This is a genomic window from Archangium minus (assembly GCF_044360475.1).
Lineage (GTDB): Bacteria > Myxococcota > Myxococcia > Myxococcales > Myxococcaceae > Archangium > Archangium minus.
Map to the genome: position 1 here is coordinate 11,119,043 of NZ_CP043494.1, position 16,430 is coordinate 11,135,472.

Genomic DNA, 16,430 nt, shown 5'->3' on the forward strand with positions numbered 1-16,430 from the left:
ATGAAAGCTGAACAGAGAAGACCGTCTGCTCGTCTTCTCCGAACGGCTGCGACTCTCTATTCATGGTGTGCCCGCGTGGTGCGGCCCAGGCCCATCCGAAGGAGAGGCACCCCATGAAACACAAGACACCCGACGCGCCAGGCATCGACGCTGAACCGGAGACTGCCTCCACACTCACCCGACGCCAGTTCAACGTGGGCACCCTCGCGGTGGCGACGGTCGCGGCCACCGGCGTATCGACGCTCGGCGCCGCCTGCTCCGCCCCCGACAAGGCGGGGAACTCCGCGAAGCCCACCACCCGACTCTTCGTCAATGGCACGAGGAGCGAGCTCGAGTTGGACCCGCGCTCGTCGCTGCTGGATGTACTCCGCGAGCAGCTGCACCTGACCGGCGCCAAGAAAGGCTGCGACCACGGGCAGTGCGGCGCCTGCACCGTGCACATCGATGGACGTCGTGTCGCGTCCTGCCTCACCGTCGCCGTCCAGGCCGACGGCCGGGAGATCACGACGATCGAAGGGCTGTCGCCCAAGGACGGACCCCTTCATCCCATGCAGCAGGCCTTCATCGACCAGGATGCCCTGCAGTGCGGCTATTGCACGCCCGGGCAGATCATGGCGGCGGTGGCCTGTGTGCGCGAGGGCCATGCCACCTCTCCAGAGCAGATCCGAGAGTACATGAGCGGCAACTTGTGCCGGTGTGGTGCCTACGCGGGAATCCTCGCCGCAATTCAGCAAGCGGCCCCGAAGATGGGAGGCACCTGAGCCATGCAACGCTTCACGTACGTGCGGCCCTCGACACCAGCCGAAGCCATCAGAGCCATGGCCGAGAGCGGTCCCGGAACCCGGTTCATGGCGGGAGGGACCACGCTCTACGATCTCATGAAGCTGGGCGTCGAAGCTCCCAGCAAGATCATCGACATCACCCACCTCGACGCGCTCGCGGGATTCGATACGTCCGGGCAGCACGAGCTGGTCTTCGGGGCGCTGGCTCGAATGAGTGACGTGGCCGCCGATCGCCGGCTGCTGAAGGACTACCCCGCGCTGGCGGAATCGTTGTCCAAGGCCGCCTCACAGCAGTTGCGCAACATGGCACGGGTAGGCCCCAACCTGTTGCAGCGGACTCGCTGCGCGTATTTCCGCGGAGGGGAAACGTTTCCCTGTAACAAGCGCGAGCCTGGCAGCGGCTGCGCGGCGCACGAGGGCCTGGATCGCGGCCATGCGGTACTCGGCGTAAGCGAGGCCTGTCGCGCGGTGTACCCAGGAGACTGGGGCGTTGCACTGGTGGCGTTCGACGCCGTGGTGGACACGCTGAGCCCACGAGGCGAGCGCTCCATCCCACTGAAGGAGCTGCATCGGGAGCCGGGCTCCACGCCCGACGTCGAAACGGTACTCGCCCCCGACGAGCTGCTCGTTCGCATTCGCGTGCCGGCGACCCAAGCGGGTCGTGCGTCGACCTACCATAAGATACGCGACCGCGAATCCTATGCGTTCGCGCTCTCGTCTGCGGCCGTCGCCCTTCGGCTCGACTCCGGCGTGGTCACCGAGGCCCGGGTCGCATTGGGCGGCGTCGCGACTCGACCCTGGCGGTCGCCCGAGGCCGAAAGCGTCCTGCTCGGCCAGCCCCTGACCGAGGACGTCGCGGAACGTGCCGGCCGAGCCGCCTTCGCAGCCGCCATCCCAGGCAAGCACAACGCGTTCAAGCTTGAGCTGGGGGCGCGCACGGTCACGGACGCGGTGTTGATCGCACGGCAGAGGGCAGAACAGTCATGAGTGCCAACGGCAACTATCCCGATATCCCCAGGGTCGACGCGCGCGACAAGGTCCGCGGCGCGACTCGGTATACCGCCGACCACGTCATCCCCGGGCTCGCCCACGCGATGCTCGCGGTGGCGACGATTGGCCGCGGTCGCGTCGTGAGCATCGATACGAATGCGGCTCGCGCCGTTCCTGGCGTGCGCTTGGTCCTGACCCATCTCGACACAGCGGGCCTACAGTCAGCCGGGTTCCTCATGAACGGCGGCTACGGCTTTCAGAGTCTGCAGCCCATGCTGGGCGCGGAGATCGCCTACCGCGGTCAGCCGATCGCACTGGTGGTGGCCGATACGCCTGAGGCGGCGATCGAAGGCGCGGCGCTCGTTCGCGCCACGTACGAGCAAGAGGCCATCAGCGTGACGCTGGATGCGCCGGGTGCGGAAACCCTCGCGCAGGCGGATTCTCCGCTACCGAAGCCCGCCTTCGCGGATCGCGTCGTGGGCGATGCGGAGGGTGCGCTGACGACGGCTGCGGTGCGTGTGGACACGACGTTCCAGGGACCTCCCCAGCACCAGAACCCGATGGAGCTGTTGGCCACCGTGGCGCAGTGGCGCCAGGGAGTCCTCACGGTCCGCGATCCGACACAGAACGCCGAGGCGGTCCGACACGGGCTGGCCAGGGTGTTCGGTCTGACGCCGGACAAGGTCGAGGTGCTCTCGCCCACGGTGGGCGGGGGCTTCGGACAGAAGAACTCGTTGCAGGCCCATACCGCGCTTGTCGCCCTGGCTGCGCGCCAGCTCGATCGACCGGTCAAGCTGGTGGTCCCCCGGGCGCAGATCTTCCACAACGCCAGCTTCCGCCCCGCCAGCCACCATACGGTGCGACTGGGAGCGGATGCGTCGGGCCGCATGGTGGCCGCTGTGCATGAGATCGACCATCAGACCTCGCGCCATGACCTCTTCCCGTTGTCCTACGCGGATGTGACGTCACGCCTGTACGGCATCCCGAACTTCCGAGGCCGCGAACGGCTGGTCCGCAACGACATCCAGACACCGGGCTACGCACGCGCCCCCTTCGAACACATTGCCGTGTGTGCTTTCGAATCCGCCGTGGATGAGCTGGCATCCAAGCTCGGGCGTGACCCGGTCGCATTCCGCATCGCCAATGATGCAGCGGTGGATCCGCTGACCGGCCGGCCCTTTTCGTCCCGGCACGTCGCGGCGTGCCTGGAGCGGGGCGCCAAGAAGTTCGGTTGGGAGAACCGAACCCATGAGCCGGGCTCGATGCGCCTGGCCGATGGCACGCTCGTGGGTTGGGGCGTGGCGATCGGGGCCTACAAGGCAGCGACCGCGCCGGCCATCGCGCGGCTGCGGGTGACCGATACGGGCGGGGTCTTCGTCAGCGTCGGCGGGCACGAGATGGGCCAGGGCATCCGCACGGCCATCGCCACCACAGTCGCCATGGAGCTCGGCGTCCCGGCCGAGACGGTCAACGTCGCCGTCGGAAATACCGGCGCTGTGCCCCAGCATCTCACCGCGGGCTCATGGGGCAGCGCCACGGCTCTACCAGCCGCGCGCCAAGCGGCCATGGACCTGTCGCAAGAGCTGCAACGGCTCGGTGGGAATGGACCGCCTGGCCGCACACCCCAGCAAATCCTGCGTGATGCCGGCAGGCCGTTCCTCGATGTCGAAGCACGTCACCGTGCGCCCGGCCAGCCTGAGGCAATCTTCGACCGCCTCTCGCAAGGACTCCCCTCTGGGGCTGGCCCTGTCTATCCCGAGTTCGTTTCCTTCAGCTACTGCGCCCATTTCGTCGAGGTGCGGATCGAACCGCGCACCCGGCGGATCCGCGTGCCGCGCGTCGTGAGTGTGTTGGATTGTGGCCGCGTCGTCAGTCCCCGCACAGCGCGCAGCCAGGTCGTCGGTGGCGTGGTCTGGGGAATCGGCGCCGCGCTGCGCGAGGCGAGTGAGGTGGATCCCCGATACGGTGGATTCGTGAACGCCGACATCGCGGAGTACGTGATACCGGTGAACGCGGACATCGGGTCGATCGATGTGGAGTTCATCGACGAGCCGGATCCCGTCCTCAACAGCATGGGCGTCAAGGGACTGGGCGAGGTGGTGATGGTCGGTGTGGCCCCCGCGATTGTTAATGCCATCCATCACGCGACCGGGCGTCGCATCCGCCATCTCCCCGTTCGTATCGAAGACCTGCTGTAATCCGGCGCTTCTCCAGAGGAAGGCAGGAATGGTGTGGGGCGTATCACCCTGGAAGTGTGTGTGGACGACGTGGCCGGTCTGGTGTCGGCGGCCGCAGGGGGCGCCGACCGGATTGAGCTGTGCGCCGGGCTCGAAATGGGCGGCCTCACTCCGTCGCGAGGACTGATGGCGCGGGCCGCGGCACTCGACATCCCGGTGCTGGCGATCATCCGTCCCCGGGCGGGTGACTTCGTCTACGACGCGGCGACCCTGGACGTGATGCGCACCGACATCGACACGGCGCGCGAGGTGGGGCTCGCCGGTGTGGTGCTGGGTGCGAGCCGGCCGGACGGGCGGCTCGACGAGGACGCGCTCGCGACGCTCATCGCACACGCAGCAGGACTCGAGGTGGCGCTGCACAGGGCGTTCGACCTGGTGCCCAACCCACTGGAGGCGTTGGAGACGGCCGTGTCGCTGGGGTTCGCGCGAATTCTCACTTCCGGAGGAAGCGCGACGGCGCTCGCGGGGGCAGAGACGATCGCCGCGGTGACACGGGCCTCGGCGGGTCGGATCTCCATCATGCCGGGCAGCGGCGTACGGCCCGACACGGTGTCGGAGCTCCTGGCGAAGACCGGCGCACGCGAGGTGCACGCATCCTGTTCGGCGCCACACGTGCCGACGGATCCGCGCGTGGCCGCACTCGGCTTTGGGTCCCCCCTCGCCCGGCGCACCGACAGAGCCACCGTGGAGGCCTTGCGGCACGCGCTGAACGGGTTCTCTGCCCTTTGAGTTGAATGGACACCGGAGGTCATTGCCCACACCGCTGGTGAACCCTAGGCTCCAGCTCCCCCCCTAGCTGGAGAAGAACGTGAACCGTCTCTCTGCTGTCTTCGCCGCGGCGAGCCTCGCGCTCGGCGCTGTGACCCCCGCATGGGCCGCCGAGCCGCCCCCCGAGTTCGGCACCGATTGGGATGACCCCCGCACCGCCGCCCCCGCGGTGGAAAAGCCACCAACAGCCTCGTGCACCGTCAAGATCGTCGACGAGAAGTTCGACGACTTCACTCCCTACACCGGCACCTTCACCCCACCCGCGGAGTGCCCGGGCCCCTGGAACAAGGTCGTCCTGCGCATGGAAGGCAAGGTCCAGGGCGTTCAGTACGACCGGCTCGGGCACCTGGAGGTCGGCGGTGTCACCATCTTCAAGACGTCCACGCCCGAGCCTTCCCGTGAAGGCATCGCCTGGTCGGTGGAGAAGGACGTCACCGCCTACGCGCCGCTGCTGGCCCGGCCTCAGCCCGTCTGGATGCTGATTGGCAACGTGGTCAACGACACCTACACCGGCGTGCTGGACGTGCAGGTCTACCTGACCTTCTACCGCGCGCAGGGCAAGTACAAGCCGGCCGACACGGCGGACGACGTAATCCCCCTGACCAACCCGCGCCGCGAAGGCACCGCCCTGCTGGGCGAAGTGACGGTGCCCCAGAACACCGAGCGGCTCATCGCCGAGGTGTACGCGACGGGCTCGGGCGGAGGCTGCGAGGAGTTCTGGTACTTCACCGTCCCCACCATCGTGCCGTACTCCTGCCCCGCCGATACGGGCCCGTACCGCGAGGTGCAGATCGAGGTGGACGGCAAGGTGGCCGGTGTCGCCATGCCCTTCCCGCATGTCTACACGGGCGGCTGGGCCAACCCGTTCCTCTGGTACGTGCTGCCCGCGCCGCGCGCCTTCGACATCCGCCCCATCCGCTATGACCTCACCCCGTTCGTCGGCCTGCTGACCGACGGCAAGCCGCACCAGCTCAAGGTGAACGTGCTGGGAGTCCCCGAGGGCCGTCCGGGTTGGGAGCTGCCGACCCAGGTGCTCGCCTGGCGCGACTCGCGCGTCTCTCGCGTCACCGGCGGTCTCATCGAGCATCGGCTCGGGACCCTGACCAATGACTCGACGTACGCGCTGGTGGACGGCTGGAACCAGGTGGACACGCAGGGCGGCCATCAACTGCGCGTCTCCGGCTACCTGCGCACCTCGCGCGGGTGGGTGGTGACGAGCGTCGAGCAGTCGGTGTCCAACTCGAGCATGCACCGCTGGGTGGGGGAGCAGGAGAACCCGGATGGAATCACCGCGACCTGGAGCGACACCAGCACCGTCACGGAGATCGGCCGAGGCCTCTTCCCGACCGTGAGCCGGTCCGACAAGCGCTACACGCTCGATGGGCTCATCAGCGTGACGCCGGAGAACCGGCTCACCACGACCATCACCCTCCACGATGAGGCGGATGAGCGCACCACCCACGGCCTGCTCACGCTGTCGCACCGGGAGCTCAGCGACCTCTACACCGGTGAGGCCGCCTATAACTCGGGCGTCCCGCGCCCGCAGCGCAACGCGGTGGGGACCTCCACCCAGCGCTACCGGCTGACCGGGGACCGCACCTGCTACGACCGCAGCATCACCACGCAAAACGGCTTCGTCACCGAAGACGTCCAGCGCTGCCACTGAGGCAGAGCCCCTCGCGGGCGCGCCAGTGTGGGGGCACTGGCGCGGGGGCTTCTTGAGCAACGGCCCCAACAAATTGCCTTCTCTGTCCAGCGTCTGTGAACAATAGGCCTTCATCTGACCGGAGGGCCGGAGCATGGACCGCTTCGACGCGATGCGGGTCTTCACACGCATCGTCGAGCTGGGGAGCTTCACGAAGGCGGCGGCGGACCTGCGGCTACCGCGTGCGACCGTCACGCTCGCGGTGCAGCAGTTGGAGGCGCGGCTCGGTGTCCGGCTGCTGCACCGCACAACACGCGAGGTGAACCCGACGTCCGAGGGGCTGCTCTTCTACCGGCGCTGCACGCGCGTCCTCACCGAGGTGCAGGACGCCGAGGCGGAGCTGGGTCAGGGCGGCGGCAAGTTACGAGGCAAGGTCCGGGTCCATATGGTCGCGGGAATGGCGGCCCACGTCGTCATCCCCGCCCTGCGGGAGTTCCACGAGCGCCACCCGCAGGTGGATGTGGAGGTCGGCACCGGGGATCGCGCCGTCGACCTCGCGAAGGAGGGTGTGGACTGCGCGTTGCGCGCTGGCAACGTGGATACGCCGCACCTGATCGTGCGGCGGCTCGCGCCCATGCTGCAAATCACCTGCGCCAGTGCGGGCTACCTCACTCGCCATGGCGAGCCCCGCTCTCTCGAAGCACTGGAGCGGCACTGGGCCGTCAACTACCTGGAGCACTCCACTGGGAAGCCGTATCCGCTGGAGTTCGTCGTCCGTGGCGAGCTGAAGAAGGTCTCGATGAACGGCATCCTGACGGTGATGGACTCGGAGGCGTACTCCTCCGGGTGCCTGGCCCACTTCGGGCTCATCCAGGTGCCGGCCTACCGCCTCGCAGCGCACCTGGCGGAGGGACGGTTGCGCGAGGTACTCCCGAACGCGCGCCCTCCTCCCCTCCCGCTCTCATTGGTGCACCCCTATCAACGCAAGGTGCCGCCGCGCGTGCGGGTCTTCATGGACTGGCTCACGGCCCTCTGTGCCAGGCAGCTCGGCACGACCTCGGGAGAATCACATCCCGAGGATTGAGAACGAGAACCCCTCCCTGGGCTCCCGCCCACGCCGCACCGCGTCAGGACTCCGCCTGGCTGACTAGCGCGAGCCGTCCAGACCGCGTCCGGCCTCGAAGTCCACCCACACCTCCACGTTGCCGTGGAGTTGGAGGAACGAGGCCGGGCAATGCGTGGAGAGGGGGCCGCGCACCATGGCCGTCACCGCCGCCGCCTTGTTGACGCCGAAGGCCAGCAGGATGACGCGGCGCGCCTGAAGAATCGCCCCCATCCCCAGCGTGAGCGCCGCCAGGGGAACCTTCGAGACGTCGTCTCCGAAGAGAGAGGCCATCGCCAGCCGGGACTCTCGCGAGAGACGGGCCCGGTGGCTGACCGCCTGGAGGCTCTCTCCCGGCTCGTTGCAGCCCACCTGTCCGTTGGGCCCGATGCCCAACAGCAGCACGTCCAGCCCTCCGGCTCCGGCCAGCTGCGCGTCGTAGCGGGCACACTCCCGCTCCGCTCTGTCCGCGCTCCCGTCGAGGAAGTGGATGCGCTCGCGTGCCAGGTTGACGTGCTGGAAGAGATGTCGCTCCATGTACGCCCGGAAGCTGCCCGGGTCGTCTGGTGGCAAGCCGAGGAACTCGTCCAGGTTGAAGGTGGTCACCCGCGAGAAGTCCAGCTCTCCTCGCCGGTGCTGCACCACCATCTCTCGGTACACATTCAGCGGGGTGCGACCGATGGGCAAGCCGAGCACCAGGGCCGGCTTCTCCCGCACTGCCGCGGCCACGTAGGCGGCGCAGGCGGCGGCAGCTTCCATCTCGGAGGCGAAGACGCGAACGTTCAAGGCGGGGCCGTAACCAGGGGGGGGTCCGCCCCAGCATAGCCAAAGCCCCCTCTCCGACAAAGCCGCACGTCCAACCCTGGGAGTCCCTCCCCGCCCGCCCGCCCCGCGCAGCCCCCAGGGCCACCTGGACCTTCCGGCCGACCGCCACCGTTGCTGGCGAGCGGTTTACATCAACTTCGCGCATGACTCGCGCCCGAGGTGGGTTAGAAGGGAACCTCATGAAAGTCGCCGTTCTCACTGGCGGGGGCGATTGCCCCGGCCTCAACGCGGTTATCCGCGCCGTCGTCCGTAGGGCCTCCGCCCATGGTTTCGAGATGATGGGCCTGCGTGATGGATGGAAGGGTCTCCTCGAGGACAACCACTTCCGCCTCACGCGCGAAACCACCTCCGGCATCCTCCACCGCGGAGGAACCATCCTGGGCACTTCTCGCGTCAACCCGTTCAAGGTCGAGAACGGGTTGGAGAAGGTCAAGCGCGCCATGGAGCGCAATGAGATCCACGCCGTCATCGCCATCGGCGGTGAGGGCACGCTCTCCGCGGCCACGCGCATGTCCCAGGAGGGGCTGCGCATCGTGGGCGTGCCGAAGACGATCGACAACGATCTCAATGGCACGGACTTCACCTTCGGCTTCGACACCGCGGTGGCAATCGCCACCGAGGCCATCGACCGGCTGCACTCCACCGCCGAGTCCCACAAGCGCGTCATCGTGTGCGAGGTGATGGGGCGGCACGTGGGGTGGATCGCCACCTACGCGGGCATGGCCGGCGGCGCGGACGTGATCCTCGTCCCCGAGGTCCCCGCGGACCTGGTGCGAGTCGCCGAGCACATCAAGCACCGGCACTCCACGGGGCGCTCCTTCTCCATCGTGGTGGTGGCCGAGGGCACGCGCATCAAGCTGTCGCACGAGGGGCAGGAGCAGCTCGTCACCTCGGGCGCGCTGGATGAGGCGGGCCGGCCGCGCCTGGGTGGCGTGGGCAGCATCGTGGCGAACGAGATCGAGCAGCGCACGGGCTACGAGACGCGCGTGTCGGTGCTGGGCCACATCCAGCGCGGCGGTGCGCCCACCGCGCATGATCGCGTGCTGGCCACGCGCTTCGGCGTCCACGCGTGCGACATGGTGGCTCGGGGCGAGTTCGGCAAGATGGCCGCGCTGCGGGGCAATGAGATCGTGAGCGTGGACCTGGCCGAGGCCACCCGGGAGCTCAAGAAGGTTCCCCAGGAGTTCTTCGAAGTCGCCCAGGTCTTCTTCGGCTAGTCGGGAGCGGGGGTAGACATGTCCCCTCCCATGGACCTGTACGCGGAGATGGCGGCCCTGGTGTCCGAGGGCCGCCCCTTCGTCCTGGCCACCGTCATCGAGAGCGCCGGCAGCACACCGCAGAAGCCGGGCTCGAAGCTGGTGGTGCTCGAGGACGGAAGTCTGCGGGGCACCGTGGGCGGCGGCGCCATCGAGCATCAAATCATCCAGGCCGCGCAGGCGCTGCTGGCGTCGCCGGAGCACACGCGCATCATCGAGACGCACCTCACGCACGAGCTGGGCATGTGCTGTGGGGGCCGGATGAAGGTGTTCCTGGAGAAGCATGGGGCGCCACCGCGGCTCACCGTGTTCGGCGCGGGGCACGTGGCGCGGGAGCTGGCGTCGCTGGCGCACCGGGTGGGCTTCCGGGTGACGGTGGTGGACGCCCGGCCCGAGTGGGCCAACCCCGAGCGCTTCCCGGACTGCGAGCTGCTGGTGAAGGACCCGGCGGACCACGCGCGAGCGCTGCCCGGGGGGCCGGAGCACTACTTCTGCGTGACGACGCACGACCACCCGTTGGACCAGGCGGTGGTGGAGGCGTTGCTGGACAAGCCCTCGGCGTACCTGGGGGTGATTGGCAGCCGACGCAAGGCCGAGCGCTTCCGGATGCGGTTGCGGGCCGCGGGCTTCACCGAGCCGGCCGTGGAGCGGCTGCGCTCGCCCATGGGCGTGGACATCGGCGCGCTGACACCGCAGGAGATCGCCGTCTCCATCGTGGGCGAGCTCATCCAGGTGCGGCGCCAGTCGGAGTAACGGCATTCCGAACGGACTGAGCCGCGCCCTGCATGGAAGACGACAGGGGTCGCCTCTTCCCGAGGGTGTCCGCTGGACCTCCCTGTTACAAGCCGGCTCCCGCGCCACGTCCGGCGCGACGGTCCTTGGAGGTCAACATGGTGGTCCTCACGGATGGCGACTCCCGCGTCGAGCTCGTCCCCGAACGCGGGGCGCTCATCACCCGCTTCATCGTCGAGGGCGAGCCCATCCTCTTCCTCGACGAGAGCACCCTGGCCGATCCCACCAAGAACGTGCGCGGTGGCATCCCCGTGCTCTTCCCCGCTCCCGGTGTCCTCCCCGGCGGCAAGTACACTGTGGAGGGTCACGAGTTCCCCATGCGTCGCCATGGCTTCGCTCGCGACCTGCCCTGGGAGGTGCGGACCCAGGAGGCCTCGCGCGTGGTGCTCGCGCTCGGGCACTCGGAGCAGACGTTGCGCGAGTTCCCCTGGCGCTTCGAGGCGCTCCTCACCGTGACACTCGCGGGCAGCTCGCTCCACCTCTCCTTCAGCGCCGAGAACCGCGACTCCCGGCCCATGCCGCTGCACCTCGGCTACCACCCGTACTTCTACGTCCCCCAGGCCAACAAGGCCGCGGCCCGCGTCGAGACGGATGCCAAGAGCGCCTGGGACAATCGCAAGGGCGCCACCGTGTCCTTCTCCGGGTTGGACCTCACCGAGCCCGAGGTCGACATGCACCTGCTCGACCACTCGCCGCAGGGCACCACGCTCGAGCGCGGACCCGGCCTGCGCCCGGTGGAGCTCGCCTGGAGCCCGTCCTTCACCATGCTCGTGGTGTGGACACTCGAGGGTCGCGACTTCATCTGCGTGGAGCCCTGGACCGCTCCCGGTGGCGCGCTCCAGACGGGGCAGCGGCTGCTGACCGTGGCCCCCGGCGCCACCTTCTCCTCCGAGTTTGAGATCAGCGTCGAGCCCATGGCCCGCTTCGTCCGGTAACCGGTAAAAGGGGCGCCATGTCCTTCCTCTCCCACCTCGAGTGCTCCCGCTGCCACAAGACCCATGACGCAGATCGGGTGCAGAACCTGTGTGACTGCGGCGGTCCGCTGCTCGTGCGCTACGACTTGAAGGCCGTGGCCAAGGCCGTCCGCCCGTCCGACCTGGCTGGCCGCGTCTCCTCTTTGTGGCGCTATCGGGAGGTGCTGCCCCTCCGGGATGACAAGAACATCGTCTCGCTCGGCGAGGGCATGACGCCGCTCTTTCCGCTCCCTCGACTGGGCGCAGAGCTGGGCCTGCCTGACCTGTGGTTGAAGGACGAGGGCCTCAACCCCACCGCCTCCTTCAAGGCGCGCGGTGCCGCCACGGGCGTGAGCCGTGCGAAGGAACTGGGCATCACCGCGCTCGCCATGCCCACCAACGGTAACGCTGGCGGCGCCTGGGCCAGCTACGGCGCTCGCGCGGGAATGTCCGTCACCCTCGTGATGCCCACGGATGCACCTGCCATGAGCGTGCTCGAGGCCACCGCCGTGGGCGCCAACGCGTACATGGTCCGGGGGCAGATTACCGATGCGGGCGCCATCGTCGGCCGCTCGGCCAAGGCGCACGGCTGGTTCGAGGCCGCCACGCTCAAGGAGCCGTACCGCATCGAGGGCAAGAAGACGATGGGGTACGAGATCGCCGAGCAGCTCGGCTGGAGCCTGCCGGACGTCATCCTGTACCCGACCGGTGGAGGCGTAGGCATCATCGGCATCTACAAGGCGCTGCTGGAAATGCGTGAGCTGGGCTGGCTGCCAGAGAACATGCGCTTCCCCAAGCTCGTCGCCGTGCAGGCCGAGGGCTGCCAGCCCATCGTGAAGGCCTTCCGCGAGGGCAAGGACGTCTCCGAGAAGTGGGAGAACGCGTCCACCGTGGCCCAGGGCATCCGCGTGCCCAAGGCGCTCGGTGACTTCCTGGTGCTCCAGGCCGTGCGGGAGACGGGAGGCACCTGCGTAGCCGTGCCCGATGCCGACACGATGTGGGGTCTGGAACGCATCAGCCGCACGGAGGGGGCCTTTATCTGCCCCGAGGGCGCCGCGCTCGTAGGCGCCGCTCGCATGCTGCTGCGCGATGGGTGGCTGGATGCCGGTCAGCGCGTGCTGCTGCTCAACACCGGCGCGGGTATCAAGTATCCGGATGTGATGACGCCCAAGCTCCCGGTGATCGAGCTCAACGCGACCCTGTGAGGGCCAAACTCGAGAAAAGACGCGAATACGCGTCCCTAGCCATGCCCACGCAGCCAGCGCGACGGCTCATGCTCGCGCTGGTGTTGCCAACTCTCGCGGGTTGTACCTTCAACCGCTTGCAGCCGGGTCACTTTCAGTTCGTAACGGTCATCGAGAAGACCGAACCAGGGGCGGGAGGCTGGCGCGCGGCATGTATCCACGCACGCATGACGAACATGACGACCTACGACTCGTTCGTCTGCAAGTTTGGCGTCGGAATGCCACTTGAGACCGGCGAGGTAGGCTCTATTTCCACTGTACTCGCGCAACGCATCGCCGCGGATTGCGGTAATCAAGCCGCGGATATCGTGATTGACTCCGCCACCGCAGCCACGACTCCCGGTCTTGCCTGTCAGGAGTTCAAGGACACGTTCGATATGATTCTGAACCGCGCTGTTCTTGGCTCGCGCGTGACAACCTTGTGCGACAAGAAAACCAAACCTGTGAAGTTTGGCTTCTAAACCCATGCCATTCTCAGCAGCGGAGTTGCTGTCCATCGCACGGAACTATTGGCGTCCGGATAGAGATTTTGATTTCAGACCCGAGAACAGTCCGGAGGCAGAGAGGTTCCTGGAGCTGTGGGAGAAGGAACTCGCGAAGATGGATCAATGGAGGGCGTTCCTCCGCGAACTCGGAGGAGCGCTGCCCGCCTTCACCATCGGGAATGCCACCGCCACGTGTGACGCCTGCTTTCGTTGCTCCGTGTACCCGGCTACGGAGAACAAGCCGCAGCAGCGCCGATGGGTCGTCGTCGGCTGCGTCAGTATTCTGGCGCCCGTCTACACCGTTTATGGTGTGCAATACGAATACACGGGCACAGAACGAACCCGCGACAAGGTCTTTCTCGAGCCACTTCCGCCTGAAATGCAGGCGCCTGCGGACATCATTGCCAGAAGCATCGAAGCGACGTTCGGAGTCGAGAAGCTCTCGCGCGAACTCTCCGAGATGCCTGTTCCGCTCATCGTGGAACCGCATGAGCCCCCGAACACCACTCTTTTCCACGCGCTCTTCATCAGTCGGCCAGAAAGAGTGCCCTGAGCCCAAGCGCCCCGAGCTCGAGCTCAACGCGACCTTGTGAGGCGCGGGGCGTCTGCTCGCCCTATTCTTCCGGCCTCTTCTTCCTCTTCTTGTGCCTTTCGGCAATCGAAAAGGGGAAGAGAGCCCGATGATTGATGTTCCGGTAATACACCGCCAGGAAGTATTCGCCACCGACCTGGATGACGGACTGAGCTCGCGACTCGGTCTGGCCATGAAACCAGGCGTCTGCTTCCTCTCGAGTACCAAACGTAGCGACCGCCGGAGGGAGACCGTCCCGCATCATCTCCTCGAGATAGAGTTCGAGGGTCGGATGGGGGAGGAATGCGCGCCAGTTGCTTTCGCGGCGATATGCAACGAAATGGTATTCGTCCGTGATCAGGACATACGCCATGGCAGGCGGACTGGGATTGTTTGCCAACCAGGCCTCCGCCTCCTCGCGCGTCTTGAAGGCAGCGACCACCAGCGCGGGGGCGTCGAGCTCACGGCTCTTTCGATAGTCCTCGAATTCGTAGGCTCGACCCGTTGCCCAGATGAACTCAAGCGCATCGGCGGCAGCAACGAGCCACTCCTTCTCCTCCGCAGACTGGGTGTTCTCGTGGATACGCCCGAGGAAATCCACCGCGTTATTGATGAAGTCTCCAATGGCCATGGTGACGCCGCCCGATAGTGGAGCCCACACAGGGCTCATGATGCTGCCAGCAACAACGCGGAGCTGCCGCTCACGCGGTCACCTGTGGCCTCGTGAGTCACCCTCGTGGACGCACCCGCGCTCGATTCCGTCACCCCCCGACCAGTTGGCCCCACTGCACAAGCGGGTACGAGAACCCCCAGCAGCAAAGCCGCTCCCAGAAGACCCGAGGAGCGGTTCGCGCTTTTCACTTGGAGGTCTCCTCCGGCTTCGTGAAGGGCACGTCCAGCACCGGGAGCTTCGTCGCTCCTGGTAGATCGTAGTGCCACCACTCCATCGCGTTCTTCTTGAAGCCCACTCCCTCCATCGCCGCGCGCAGAATCTCCCGGTGCTTGCGCGAGGCCTCCGTCCCGCCCTTGTACCCGTGGTGCGCCGCCTTCTCGAAGGAGTCGAACGGCGTCGGCATCTCCACCTCCGCCCCGTCCAGCGTCACCAGCGTCAGGTCCACCGCTGCGCCCCGGTTGTGGTTACCCCCCTTCTTCGGGTTCGCCACGTAGCCAGGCTTCGGGAAGATCTTCCACATCTGCCACTGCACCGCGATGGGCCGGTAGCAGTCGTACACCTTCAGCCTGTACCCCTGCGGGCGCAGCGTGTCCGCCGCCTTCTTCAGCCGTTCGGCCGTCTCCGGCAACATCAGGCAACGTGCCCCGTCCGGGTACACCTTCTGCTTCAGGAAGTTGTCCGGCGTGGCGTACTTCATGTCCACCACCAGGTCCTTCACCACCTCGGTGGCATCCACCACCGGCGCGCTCCCCGCCGCGAGCCACAGCCCCAACGCCACGCTTGCTGGTCCCGCCATCCCTCAGGCTCCCTTCACATAGGGCGTAGGGTCCGGCACCCCCGCCTGCTCGAATCCCCGGCGCCGCAGCACGCAGCTGTCACACCGTCCGCACGCCCTCCCCTCCGGGTCCGGGTCGTAGCACGAGTGCGTCATCCCGTAGTCCACGCCCAGCTTCACGCCCGCGCGGATGATGTCCGCCTTGGTCATCCCCGACAGCGGCGCGTGCACCTTGAAGCGCGTCCCCTCCACCCCCGCCTTCGTCGCCAGGGTCGCCATCTGCTCGAAGGCCCGGATGAACTCGGGCCGGCAGTCCGGGTAGCCGCTGTAGTCCACCGCGTTCACGCCAATGTAGATGTCGCTCGCGCCCACCACCTCCGCCAGCCCCAGCGCCAGGGACAGGAAGAGCGCATTGCGCGCCGGTACGTAGGTGATGGGGATGCCGTGGGACATCTCACTCTCGGGCCGGTCCTTGGGCACCTCGATGTCCGCCGTCAGGGCCGAGCCGCCCACCTGCCGCAGGTCCACCGTCACCACCCGGAAGTCCTTCACGCCCATCGCCTGCGTCACTCGGCGCGCCCGTTCCAGCTCCACCGCATGCCTCTGCCCGTAGGACACCGCGAGGCACACCGGCTCAAAGCCGTCCGCCTTCGCCATCGCCAGACAGGTCGTCGAGTCCAACCCGCCCGACAGCAGCACCACCGCCTTCTTAGTTGCCGCCATTGAAGCGCCGCTTCCCTTCCACGCCGTACACCGCCGTGCACGACGTCACGCATTTGCAGTTCTCCTTCCCCGGAAGGAAGGTCACCTTCAGCTCACCACAGGCCCGCTCGGCGTCGTAACCATTCACCGTAGGGCCCGGCACCGCGCCATCCGGCAGGCCACCGTCGGGCAGGTTGGCGCATTTGCTCCCGATGGCCCGGTCCTGGCTGTCGCTCAGCACCACCACCGACATCGTCTCTTCGATCTCCGCGCCCTTGCAGTTCTCTCCGCAGCTCGGAATCTGCGCCGCGGCCCGGTGCACCGTGACGTACCGCTGCGCCGGGGCCTCGAAGGTGGCCTTGCGCGAGAAGCCGTCAATCGTGAACCACCCGCCCCCATCCACGCTGTCGCGCGAGAAGGTGCCCGCGAACTCGAAGCCGCCGTCCACGAGCCGGCTGAAGTCACCGCCATCCAGCTTGCAGTCCGTCCGATCCCAGTTCGCCTGGGCATGGAAGTCGAACATTCCGATGACGAGGTCCCCCGGGTACACCGTCTCGGACGCACACGCGATGGCGATGGCGACCACGGGGAGCGATACGAGGAGCAGACGTCGGGAGTCGGGCATGGTGA

17 protein-coding genes are annotated in these 16,430 nt (G+C 67.4%); 12 read left to right on the plus strand and 5 right to left on the minus strand.

Annotated features, from left to right (window positions below):
- The first annotated feature begins 113 nt into the window (after positions 1–113).
- From F0U60_RS45545 to F0U60_RS45570, 6 genes are all read left to right on the plus strand, one after another.
- A complete protein-coding gene (locus tag F0U60_RS45545) occupies positions 114–761 on the plus strand; it encodes a (2Fe-2S)-binding protein (RefSeq protein ID WP_395809825.1) in 648 nt (215 codons plus the stop codon).
- Positions 762–764: 3 nt separating this feature from the next.
- Positions 765–1,769 (plus strand): FAD binding domain-containing protein, encoded by a 1,005-nt coding sequence (locus tag F0U60_RS45550; protein WP_395809827.1) that lies wholly within the window; start codon positions 765–767, stop codon positions 1,767–1,769.
- Positions 1,766–3,970 carry a xanthine dehydrogenase family protein molybdopterin-binding subunit gene (locus F0U60_RS45555; protein WP_395809829.1) on the plus strand — a complete coding sequence of 735 codons (2,205 nt, stop codon included), beginning with the start codon at positions 1,766–1,768 and terminating at the stop codon, positions 3,968–3,970. The genes F0U60_RS45550 and F0U60_RS45555 overlap by 4 nt, the downstream gene beginning before the upstream one ends.
- Positions 3,971–4,003: 33 nt before the next feature.
- On the plus strand, positions 4,004–4,738 hold the full coding sequence (locus F0U60_RS45560) for a copper homeostasis protein CutC (protein WP_395809831.1): 735 nt from the start codon (positions 4,004–4,006) through the stop codon (positions 4,736–4,738).
- A 79-nt stretch (positions 4,739–4,817) separates the two neighbouring features.
- On the plus strand, positions 4,818–6,443 hold the full coding sequence (locus F0U60_RS45565) for a peptide-N4-asparagine amidase (RefSeq protein WP_395809833.1): 1,626 nt from the start codon (positions 4,818–4,820) through the stop codon (positions 6,441–6,443).
- A gap of 133 nt (positions 6,444–6,576) precedes the next feature.
- Entirely contained in the window at positions 6,577–7,506 is a 930-nt protein-coding gene (locus F0U60_RS45570; protein WP_395809835.1) for a LysR substrate-binding domain-containing protein, read from the plus strand.
- A gap of 63 nt (positions 7,507–7,569) precedes the next feature.
- On the opposite strand, the gene F0U60_RS45575 is transcribed toward F0U60_RS45570, so the two are convergent.
- Positions 7,570–8,310, minus strand: a complete 741-nt coding sequence (locus F0U60_RS45575; protein WP_395809837.1) for a glucosamine-6-phosphate deaminase — start codon at positions 8,308–8,310, stop codon at positions 7,570–7,572.
- A 218-nt stretch (positions 8,311–8,528) separates the two neighbouring features.
- On the opposite strand from F0U60_RS45575, the gene F0U60_RS45580 reads away from it, so the two are divergent.
- The 6 genes from F0U60_RS45580 (at position 8,529) to F0U60_RS45605 (ending at position 13,632) form a co-directional block, all read left to right on the plus strand.
- On the plus strand, positions 8,529–9,566 hold the full coding sequence (locus F0U60_RS45580) for a 6-phosphofructokinase (RefSeq protein ID WP_395809839.1): 1,038 nt from the start codon (positions 8,529–8,531) through the stop codon (positions 9,564–9,566).
- An 18-nt stretch (positions 9,567–9,584) separates the two neighbouring features.
- Positions 9,585–10,358, plus strand: coding sequence for a xanthine dehydrogenase accessory protein XdhC (xdhC, locus tag F0U60_RS45585; protein ID WP_395809841.1), 774 nt, complete (start codon positions 9,585–9,587; stop codon positions 10,356–10,358).
- 137 nt (positions 10,359–10,495) lie between these two features.
- Entirely contained in the window at positions 10,496–11,332 is an 837-nt protein-coding gene (locus tag F0U60_RS45590; RefSeq protein ID WP_395809843.1) for an aldose epimerase, read from the plus strand.
- A 17-nt stretch (positions 11,333–11,349) separates the two neighbouring features.
- A complete protein-coding gene (locus tag F0U60_RS45595) occupies positions 11,350–12,555 on the plus strand; it encodes a threonine synthase (protein ID WP_395809845.1) in 1,206 nt (401 codons plus the stop codon).
- Between the two features lie 68 nt (positions 12,556–12,623).
- Complete coding sequence (locus F0U60_RS45600) at positions 12,624–13,055, plus strand: hypothetical protein (protein ID WP_395809847.1); 432 nt, start codon at positions 12,624–12,626, stop codon at positions 13,053–13,055.
- A gap of 4 nt (positions 13,056–13,059) precedes the next feature.
- Positions 13,060–13,632 (plus strand): hypothetical protein, encoded by a 573-nt coding sequence (locus F0U60_RS45605; protein WP_395809849.1) that lies wholly within the window; start codon positions 13,060–13,062, stop codon positions 13,630–13,632.
- A 61-nt stretch (positions 13,633–13,693) separates the two neighbouring features.
- On the opposite strand, the gene F0U60_RS45610 is transcribed toward F0U60_RS45605, so the two are convergent.
- The 4 genes from F0U60_RS45610 to F0U60_RS45625 form a co-directional block, all read right to left on the minus strand.
- Positions 13,694–14,281, minus strand: coding sequence for a head protein (locus F0U60_RS45610; protein WP_395809851.1), 588 nt, complete (start codon positions 14,279–14,281; stop codon positions 13,694–13,696).
- A gap of 226 nt (positions 14,282–14,507) precedes the next feature.
- On the minus strand, positions 14,508–15,119 hold the full coding sequence (locus F0U60_RS45615) for a M15 family metallopeptidase (RefSeq protein WP_395809853.1): 612 nt from the start codon (positions 15,117–15,119) through the stop codon (positions 14,508–14,510).
- A 3-nt stretch (positions 15,120–15,122) separates the two neighbouring features.
- On the minus strand, positions 15,123–15,821 hold the full coding sequence (gene queC / locus F0U60_RS45620) for a 7-cyano-7-deazaguanine synthase QueC (RefSeq protein WP_395809855.1): 699 nt from the start codon (positions 15,819–15,821) through the stop codon (positions 15,123–15,125).
- Entirely contained in the window at positions 15,808–16,425 is a 618-nt protein-coding gene (locus F0U60_RS45625; RefSeq protein ID WP_395809857.1) for a hypothetical protein, read from the minus strand. Before F0U60_RS45625 ends, queC begins: the two co-directional genes overlap by 14 nt.
- Between the last annotated feature and the right edge of the window lie 5 nt (positions 16,426–16,430).